Genomic DNA, 10,663 nt, shown 5'->3' with positions numbered 1-10,663 from the left:
CTGGCCACCATCTACGCCCACACCCTCGGACTACAGCGAGTCGGCGCCGACGACTCCTTCTTCGACCTCGGCGGGGACAGCATTTCGTCGATGCAGGTCGTGGCCCGCGCCCGCGCAGCCGGTGTAATGTGCCGCCCGCGGGACATTTTCGTCGAGCAGACCGTGGCCCGGCTGGCCCGCGTGGCCACAGTGACCGCCGGTGCGGCCGGTCCGATCGATGAGGGAATCGGGCCGGTAATGCCCACCCCGATCATGCACTGGCTGAACAACATTGACGGGCCGATCGGCGAGTTCAACCAAACAATGGTCGTACAGGCCCCCAGCGGTGTGACCGACACCGACGTGATCGTCATCCTGCAGGCCTTAATAGACCGCCATGCCATGCTGCGACTTCGCGCCCGCAATGACGGCGCCAAAGCCTGGGCACTGAGCGTGCCCGCAGCCGGTGCGGTCAATGCCGGTGATCGTCTGCACGCCGTCGACGTGCTATCCGACGAAGACCTCGCCGAAGCCCGCGCCCGGCTCGACCCCGCCACCGGGGCGATGCTCAGCGCCCTGTGGGTCGCCACCACCAACCGGCTCGTTCTGATAGTTCACCATCTGGCCATCGACGCGGTGTCGTGGCGGATCCTGCTCGAAGACCTGAACATCGCCTGGGCTCAACATCACAACGGCCAACCCATAGCACTTCCTACGACCGGAACCTCGTTCGCCCGATGGGCATCGCTGCTCGCTGACCACGCCCGAAACCCCACAGTCGTCGACCAATTCGACACCTGGCGACACACGGCCGCCGCACCGGCTGCGCTACCGGCGGTGATTCCCGAGCTGGACACCCACGCCAGCGCCGGACGCCTGTCGGTATCGCTGGATGGCCAGACCACCCACCTGCTGCTCGGCGAGGTACCCGCGGCGTTTCACGCCGGGATACAGGACATCTTGTTGATCGCCTACGGGTTGGCGTGGGCGCAGTTTTTGGGCACCGGTATCTCGCCGATCGGCATCGACGTCGAGGGCCACGGGCGCCGGGAAGAGCTGGGCGCCGATGTGGACTTGTCCCGCACCGTGGGCTGGTTTACCACCAAACACCCGGTGTCGCTTACGTTCGGTGGGCTGGACTGGGCGCAGGTTGTGGCCGGCGACGCTGCCCTGGGTGCGGTGATCAAAGACGCCAAAGAACAACTGCGCGCCCTGCCCGATCCCCTGACCTACGGGCTGCTGCGCTACCTCAACACCGATGCTGATCTGGGCGGGCCAGACCCGGCGATCGGATTCAACTACCTCGGACGCCTCGGCGGTGCCGCGGCCGGCACCGACCTCTCGGACGACTTGTGGCGAATCAGCGAGGACGCCTTGGCGGTCACCGGGGCCGCGGCGGCGGTGCCCATGCCGCTATCCCACAGCGCCGAACTCAACGCCGTCACCGTCGACTCCGGTACTGGATCGCACCTGCAGGCCACGTGGACCTGGGCGCCGTCAGTACTGGATCAGGCGCAGATCAGCCGGCTCAGCCAGTTATGGTTCGACGCCCTAACCGGAATCTGCGCCCACGTCCGAGGCGGCGGGGGCGGGCTGACCCCCTCAGACATCGCTCCCGCCCGGCTGAGCCAACACCAAATCGAGGAACTGCAAACGCAATACGACATCGCCGACATCTTGCCCCTGACCCCGATGCAGCAGGGACTGCTCTTCCACGCCAGGACCGCGCAAGATCTCGGCGACCTTTATGCGATGCAGCTCGACATGACCGTCAGCGGCCCACTCGAACCCGGGCGTCTGCACGACGCCGTGCAAACCGTAGGCAACCGCCATCCCAACCTGGCGGTTCGGTTCTGCCAACGATTCGACCAACCGCTGCAGATCATCCCCGCTGCACCTCATATCCCCTGGGAATACCTCGAATTCGACACCGATGCCGACGAGCAGACCGGGCGGTTGTGCGCCGCCGAACGCACCGCGGTCTGCGACCTCACCGACCAGCCGGCCGTCCGTGTTTCGGTGATCCGCACCGCCGAAGACCGGCACCGGATTGTATTGACCTTCCACCACATCGTGCTCGATGGCTGGTCGCTACCGATCCTGGTGCAAGAGATCTTCGCCTGCTACCAGGGGCAGCAACTAGCCGCGACGACCCCGTACCGTCGGTTTGTCATGTGGCAGGCCCAGCGAGACCTCGATGCCGCACGGGCAGCTTGGCGCGACGCACTGGCCGGCTTCGACACCCCCACCCTGGTCGGACCGCCGGGCCGGCTGAAGCCCGGGCCCAGGAGCACTGTCGCCTTCCGGGTGTCCGAACAGACCACGCGGGCATTGAACGGCCTGGCGCGTTCCTACCACACCACCGTCAATACGGTGCTGCAGGCAGCCTGGTCGCTGCTGTTGTCGGGGGTGACCGGCCATCGCGACATCGTTTTCGGCACCGCCGTTTCAGGGCGGCCCGTAGAGGTGGCCGGAGCGGAATCCATCGTGGGCCTATTGATCAACACGGTGCCGGTGCGGGCCACCATCACAGCGGCCACCACCACCGCCGATCTACTGGACCAATTGCAGACCGCCCACAACCGCACCCTCGACCATCAACACCTGGCACTCAACGAGATTCACCGAGCGACGGGGTGTGACCAACTATTTGACACCCTGTTCGTCTACGAGAACTATCCGATCGATACCACCGCACTGCTGAGCGCTGACGGATTGACTATCACCGAGTTCACGGGCCGCGAAGCCAACCACTACCCACTGACCGTGCAGGCTGCACCCGGCACTGAGCTCGGCTTCCGCATCGAATACGACACCGACATATTCGATAGCCCTAGTATCGACAGGTTGGTCGAGCGGTTGCAGCGGGTGATGCTCACGCTGATCGCTGATCCCAAAGCCCGATTGTCGACGATCGATATGCTCGACCCCGCGGAACATGCCCGCCTGGATGAAATGGGCAACCGCGCGGCGCTGACCACGCCGGCGGCCGCGGCGTCCTCGATACCGGAGCTGTTCGCCGAACAGGTGCTTCACGCCCCGGACGCGGTGGCCATCAGTGACGCGAGCCGGTCGCTGACCTATCGCGATCTTGATGAGGCGTCAAACCAATTGGCCCACTTAATATCTGGTCACCACGTCGGCCCGGGTAAATGTGTGGCGCTGCTGCTGGAACGCTCTGCTGAGGCTGTCATCGCAATGCTGGCCGTCCTCAAGACCGGGGCGGCCTACCTGGCGATCGACCCGACGCTGCCCGACGAGCGCATCGCTTTCATGGTTTCTGACGCCGCGCCGCGCGCCGCAGTCACCACCACCGGGCTGCGGTCACGGCTGTCCGGCCATGATCTTGCCGTCATCGACATCACCGATCCCCGCACCGCCGCGCAACCCTGCACCCCGATTTCGGCGCCGGTAGCAGACGATATCGCGTACCTCATCTACACCTCGGGCACCACCGGTGCCCCCAAAGGTGTTGCGGTAACCCACCACAACGTGGCCCATTTGGTGGAATCGTCGTCAGCCCAATTACCTGCAGACCAGGTGTGGACGCAATGCCACTCCTATGCGTTCGACTTCTCAGTTTGGGAGATCTGGGCAGCCCTCCTCGGCGGAGGGCGCTTGGTCGTGGTGTCCGAACAGGTGACGCAGTCCCCCAAAGACTTCCACAACCTTCTCGTCGCCGAACACGTGAACGTGCTCACCCAAACTCCCTCCGCGGCCGCGGCGCTTTCCCCGCAAGGCCTGGAGTCGGTGGCGTTGCTGCTCGGCGGCGAGGCCTGCCCGGCCGAACTGGTGGATCGGTGGGCATCCGGGCGTGTGGTGATCAACGCGTACGGCCCCACCGAAACCACCGTCTACGCGACGCTGAGCGCCCCCTTGACGGTCGGTTTGGGGAAGGTGCCGATCGGCGCGCCGGTGTCGACCACGGCATTGTTCGTCCTTGACGAATGGCTGCGCCCAGCACCACCGGGAGTGGCCGGCGAGCTATACGTAGCGGGTCGCGGGACCGCCGTCGGCTATATCCGGCGGCCGAGGCTGACCGCGACACGGTTCGTGCCGTGCCCGTTCGGGGGCACTGGGGTACGCATGTACCGCACCGGCGACCTGGTGTGCTGGGACGCCAACGGGCAGCTGCGCTACCTGGGCCGCACCGATGAGCAGATCAAAATCCGCGGCTACCGCATCGAACTCGGTGAAGTCCAAACAGCCCTCGCCGAACTCGACGGTGTCGCACAGGCTACCGTGATCACCCGCGAAGACCGCCCGGGTGACACGCGGCTGGTCGGCTACGTCACCGAAATCAAAACCGGAACAGTCGATCCCGCGGTCGTACGCGCCACGCTGACCGATCGGCTGCCCCGCCACATGGTGCCCGCGGCGATCGTGGTGTTGCAGACATGGCCGCTAACGGTCAATGGCAAACTCGACACCCGCGCCCTACCAGCACCCGAATACACCAATGCTGATCACTACCGCGCCCCAACCACCCCGATCGAGGAGATCCTGACAGGCATCTGCGCCCAAGTGTTGGGTGTCGAGCGCGTCGGCGTCGATGAGTCGTTTTTCGACCTGGGTGGGGATTCACTGTCTGCGATGCGCCTTGTTGCCGCCGTCAACGCGAACCTGGACGCCGAACTTTCGGTGCACACCGTGTTCGACGCGCCCACGATTGCCCAATTGGCACCCCGGGTCAGCGGAGCGCAGAGTCGCCGTAAGCCGTTGGCTGCCGGACAGCGACCCGTGGTGATCCCGCTCTCGTTCACCCAAAATCGGCTATGGGTCCTCGACCAATTGCACGGCCCGTCAGCGGTTTACAACATGACGGTGGCGTTGAAGCTGCGCGGCACGCCGAATGTCGAAGCGCTGGGCGCATCGCTGGCCGATGTGGTGGCCCGGCACGAAAGCCTGCGCACTCTGTTCCCCGCCCCCGACGGGTTACCACAGCAACTCGTCGTTCCTGCCGAGCGGGTGGACCTGGGTTGGGATGTCGTCGACGCCACCGGATGGCCGCAAGCCCGACTAGAGGGGGCGATCGAGCAAGCGGCGAGTCGCGCATTTGACCTTGCAACCGAGATACCGTTACGTGCAATGCTTTTCCGCGTCGCTGCTGACGAGCACGTGCTGCTGGGCTTGGTTCACCACATGGCGTTTGATGGGTGGTCACTGGCTCCCCTGGTCCGCGATATCGGCGAAGCATATGCGAGCCGATGCGCCGGACTCGCCCCGGGGTGGGCCGAATTGCCGTTACAGTACGTGGATTACACGCTGTGGCAGCGGGCGCAGTTCGGTGATCTCGACGATAGCCACAGCCCGATCGCGGGACAGCTGAAGTATTGGGAAGATGCCCTGGCCGGCATGCCCGAACATCTGACGCTGCCCACAGATCGACCGTATCCCGCCATGGCTGACCTGTCTGGCGCCACGGTGACCGTGGACTGGCCGGCCGAGTTGCACCGGCACATACGCGAGATGGCCGGCGACTACAACGCGACGAGTTTTATGGTCGTGCAAGCCGCCCTGGCGGTGCTGCTGTCGCGACTCAGCGCTAATTCCGATGTGGCGGTTGGGTTCCCGATCGCCGGGCGTGGTGATCCCGCCCTGGATGCGTTGGTGGGTTTCTTCGTCAACACCCTGGTGCTGCGGGTCGACGTAGCCGGGAATCCGACCGTCGCCGAGTTGCTGGCACAAGTGCGTCGGCGCAGCCTGGCCGCTTTCGAGCATCAAGACGTGCCGTTCGAGGTGCTCGTCGAGCGGCTCAACCCCACCCGCTCGCTGGCTCATCACCCGCTGGTCCAGGTGGCCTTAGCGTGGCAGAACCAGCCCGGGCAGACCAGTGCCCCCGCCGCCGACTTGGCGTTGGGAGATCTACAGGTAACCCAGATTCCGGTCGACACCCACACTGCCCGCATGGACCTCACCTTCTCCCTATCCGAACACTGGACCGATACCAAAGCGCCCGACGGGATTCGGGGGATCGTTGAATTCCGCACCGACATATTCAACAATGCGAGCATCGAGGTGCTCGTCGAGCGGTTCCGGCGGGTACTGGTGGGGATGACCGTCGATCCGCAAGCGCGCATTTCGTCGATCGATGTCCTTGGAGCCAGTGAGCACGCCCGTCTGGATGAGATGGGCAACAGGGCGGTGTTGACCCGGCCCGCGGCGCCGATGTCGATTCCGACGTTGTTCGCCAGCCACGTGACGCGCAACCCCGGCGCGATCGCGATCAGCGACGGGGCGCGAACCTTGAGCTACCGCGAACTCGATGAGCGGTCGAACCGGTTGGCGCACTCGCTGAATGGGTACGGCGCGCGCCCTGGCGCGTGTGTGGCGCTGCTGTTCTCGCGTTCGGCCGAGGCTGTTATAGCCATCTTGGCGGTGCTGAAGTCGGGCGCCGCCTATGTGCCGATCGACCCGGCGCTGCCTGCGGCCCGGATCGAGTTCATGCTCGCCGACGCCGCGCCGATCGTCGCGATCACCACCGCGGACCTGCGGTCGCGACTCGACGGGCATCCGGTCGCGGTCCTCGTCGTCGGCGACGCCGCGGTGGACGCCCAACCCAGCACCCCGCTACCCGCGCCCGCGCCCGCGCCCGCGCCCGCGCCCGACGACATCGCGTATCTCATCTACACCTCGGGCACGACGGGTGTGCCGAAAGGTGTTGCCATCAGCCATGACAACGTCGCGCAGCTGCTGGGGGCACTGGACGCCGGCCTGCCGCGCACAGGTGTGTGGCCGCAGTGTCATTCACTGGCCTTCGACGTCTCGGTGTGGGAGATCTTCGGTGCCCTCTTGCGTGGCGGGCGGGTGGTGGTGGTGACCGAAGGCGTGGCGATGTCACCGGCCGACTTCCACGACGTCCTGGTCAGCGAACACGTCGATGTGCTCACACAGACCCCATCGGCAGTAGCGGTGTTGCCGCCTCAGGGACTGGAGGCGGCGGCGCTGGTGGTCGTTGGCGAGGAGTGCCCGGCCGACGTGGTGGATCGGTGGGCGCCCGGGCGGGTGATGATCAACGCCTACGGCCCGACCGAGACGACGATGTGCGTGGCGATCAGCGCCCCCCTGACCGCCGGTTCTCCGGTGGTGCCCATCGGTGCGCCGGTGCCCGGGGCGGCGTTGTTCGTCCTCGACGAGTCACTGCGCCAAGTGCCACCCGGGGTGGTCGGTGAGCTGTATGTCGCCGGCCGCGGCGTCGGGGTGGGCTATCTGCGCCGGGCCGGGCTCACCGCGACACGATTCGTGGCCTGCCCGTTCGGCGGACCCGCAACCCGCATGTACCGCACCGGGGATCTGGTGCGCTGGAATCCCGACGCCCAACTGCACTACCTTGGCCGCGCCGACGACCAGGTAAAGATTCGCGGCTACCGCATCGAACTCCACGAAATCCAAACCGCCCTGACCGCACTCGACGGTGTCGACCACGCCGCCGTCATCGCCCGTGAAGATCGGCCTGGCGAGAAACGGCTCGTCGGCTACATCACCGGCGCCGCCGACCCGATCGCCGCGCGCGAAGCGCTGGTCGAGCGGCTGCCCGGCTACATGGTGCCCACGGCGATCGTGGTGCTGGACGCGCTGCCCCTGACGGCCAACAACAAGCTCGACACCCGCGCCCTGCCGGCACCCGACTACACCGATGTCGATCACTACCGTGCGCCAGCCGACGCGGTCGAAGAAATCCTTGCCGGCATCTATGCCCAAGTCCTCGGACTCGACCGCGTCGGCGTCGACGACTCATTCTTCGACCTTGGCGGAGACAGCATCTCGTCGATGCAAGTGGTCGCCCGCGCCCGCGTAGCCGGTTTGGTATGCCGCCCACGCGACATCTTCGCCGAACAAACTGTCGCCGGGGTGGCTCGCGTTGTCACGATGGCCGGCTTTGCCGATGGTGCTGGCGCTATGGTCGACGAGGGTGTCGGACCGGTGGCAGCTACCCCGATCATGCACTGGCTGAATGACATTGGCGGCCCGGTCGATCAGTTCAACCAGACGATGGTGGTGCAGGCACCGCCCGGGGTCACCCGGGCCGACGTGATCGACGTCCTGCAGGCCCTGCTGGACCACCACGCCATGCTGCGGCTGTATGCCGACAAAGGTGGTTCCGGGGAGTGGTCGCTGATGGCGCGCGAAAGCGGCGCGGTGGATGCCGGCGGGTGCCTGCACACCGTTGACGTGTTGACCGATGATGCGGTCGCGAGCGCCCGGTCGCGGCTCAACCCCGCAGCCGGGGTGATGTTCAGCGCGCTGTGGGTCGCCGACACCGGCCAGCTGGTGCTGATAATTCACCATCTGGTCATCGACGCGGTGTCCTGGCGAATTCTGTTGGAAGACCTCAACATCGCCTGGGCTCAACTCCACAACGGACAACCGGTTGCGCTGCCCGTAGGCGGGACTTCCTTCCAACGCTGGGCGTCGCTACTCACTGAGCACGCCCACCAGCCGGCGGTGGTGGAGGGGGCCACCACCTGGAGTCAGGTCGCGGCGACTCCGGCCGCCCTCCCCCCGCCCCAACCCGGGGCTGACACCTACGCCACGGCTGGACATCTGTCGGTATCGCTGGACACCGAGATCACCCGTCAGCTGCTCATGGAGGTTCCCGCGGCGTTTCACACCGGTATCCAAGACATCTTATTGATCGCGTTCGGGTTGGCGTGGGCCGAGTTTTCCGGCGCTGCTGGGGGCGCATCGATCGGGATCGACGTCGAGGGCCACGGCCGCTACGAGCGGATGGGCCCCGATATCGACCTGTCCCGCACCGTGGGCTGGTTCACCACCAAATACCCGGTTTCTTTGAACGTCGGGGGGCCGGTCGACGCGCTGCACTGGGCGCAGCTGGTGGCCGGGCACGCCACGCTCGGCCCAATTATCAAGCGCGCCAAGGAGCAACTGCGTGCTGTGCCCGATGGGCTGACCTATGGTCTGCTGCGCTACCTCAACACAGATGTTGCAGTCGCGGGGTGCGATCCGACGATCGGGTTCAACTACTTCGGGAGGCTGGCCGCGGCCGAGGCGTCCGATGATCTATGGCGAATCAGTCAAGAAGGCTTGGCGGTCTCCACCTTCGCGGCGGCGGTGCCCGTGCCGCTGGCGCACACCCTGGAACTCAACGCCAGCACCGTCGACTCGGCCACCGGCCCGCACCTGCACGCCAGTTGGACGTGGGCGCCCTCTGCGCTTGATCAGATCCAGGTCGCTCGGCTCAGCCAGTTGTGGTTCGACGCACTGGCCGGCATCTGCACTCATGTCCGAGCCGGCGGCGGTGGTCTGACCCCCTCAGACATCACTCCTGCCCGCCTCACCCAACGCCAAATCGATGAACTGCAACAGCAATACCGTATCGCCGACATACTGCCGCTTACTCCCCTCCAGCAGGGATTGCTCTTCCACGCCGCCAGGCGGAATGGTGACAACGAGCTGTATTCGATGCAGCTCGACATCACCATCGCCGGCCCACTCGACCCCGATCGCCTGCACAAGGCCGTGGACGACGTCACCACCCGTCACCCCAACGTGGCCGCCCGATTCTGCACTCAGTTCGACAAGCCAGTCCAAGTCATCCCGGCTGACCCCCAAACACCGTGGCAATACCTCGAATTCGGTACCGATATCGACGAGCGGGCCCGGCACATATGTGCGGTCGAACGTGCCGCGGTCTGCGACCTGAAGGGTTCGCCGGCTTTTCGGGTTTCCCTGATCCGCGTTGCGCCCGAACGGTATCGGGTGATCCTGACCAACCACCACATCGTGCTCGACGGCTGGTCACTGCCTATCCTGCTGCAAGAGATCTTCGCCAGTTACTACGGCCAGCGGCTACCGGCGCCCGGGTCGTACCGCCAGTTCGTCACCTGGCTGGCCGAGCGAGACGTCGGCGCCGCCCAGGCGGCCTGGCGCGACGTGCTCGCAGGGTTCCACACTCCCACATTGGTTGCCCCGCCGGGCCGGTCACAGCTGGGACCGCGAGCCGTTGCCTCGTCTCGGGTTCCCGAGGACACCACCCAGGCCGTCAACGAGCTGGCCCGTTGCTGCCATACCACGGTCAACACGGTGCTGCAGGGTGCCTTCGCGCAGGTCTTGATGTTAATGACTGGCCGGCGTGACGTCGTCTTCGGCGCCGCGGTCTCGGGACGGCCTACCGAGGTCGCCGACGCGGAATCCATTGTGGGCCTGATGATCAACACAGTGCCGGTGCGCGTCAGCACCACACCTGCCACCACCATCGCCGACCTGCTCAGCCAATTGCACAACGCCCACAACCACACACTCGACCACCAACATCTGGCGCTCAACGAAATCCACCGCATCACCGGCCACGATCAACTGTTCGACACGCTGTTCGTGTTTGAGAACTACCCGATCGACACCACCGCGCTGTTGAACACCAACGGATTGGCCATCACTGATTTCGCCGGCAGCGAGTCAACCCATTACCCGCTGACAATGCAGGCCCGTCCAGACCACGAGCTGAATCTTCGCGTCGAATACGACACGCACGTATTCGACGCGGCCAGCATCGAAACACTGATCGATCGGTTCCAGCAAACCTTGGTGGCCATGACCACCGATCAAGGGAGTTGATGATGACCGCCAAACCAACACGACGGTTGTTGTCGATCGATCTGCTCCAAGAGGCCGAGCACGCTCGGTTGGATGAGTTCGGTAATCGGGCGGTGTTGAGCCGGGCGGT

Annotated in this window: 1 protein-coding gene; it reads left to right on the top strand. The window is 65.5% G+C overall.

Annotation, left to right across the window (positions count from 1 at the left end; all coding sequences use genetic code 11):
- A partial coding sequence (locus tag OQ789_RS25475) for a non-ribosomal peptide synthetase (RefSeq protein WP_324689158.1) occupies window positions 1-10,554 on the top strand: 10,554 nt, incomplete at its 5' end.
- Between the last annotated feature and the right edge of the window lie 109 nt (window positions 10,555-10,663).

Source organism: Mycobacterium sp. 94-17 (genome assembly GCF_035617725.1).
Lineage (GTDB): Bacteria > Actinomycetota > Actinomycetes > Mycobacteriales > Mycobacteriaceae > Mycobacterium.
This window is presented reverse-complemented; position numbering and strand designations above follow the sequence as displayed.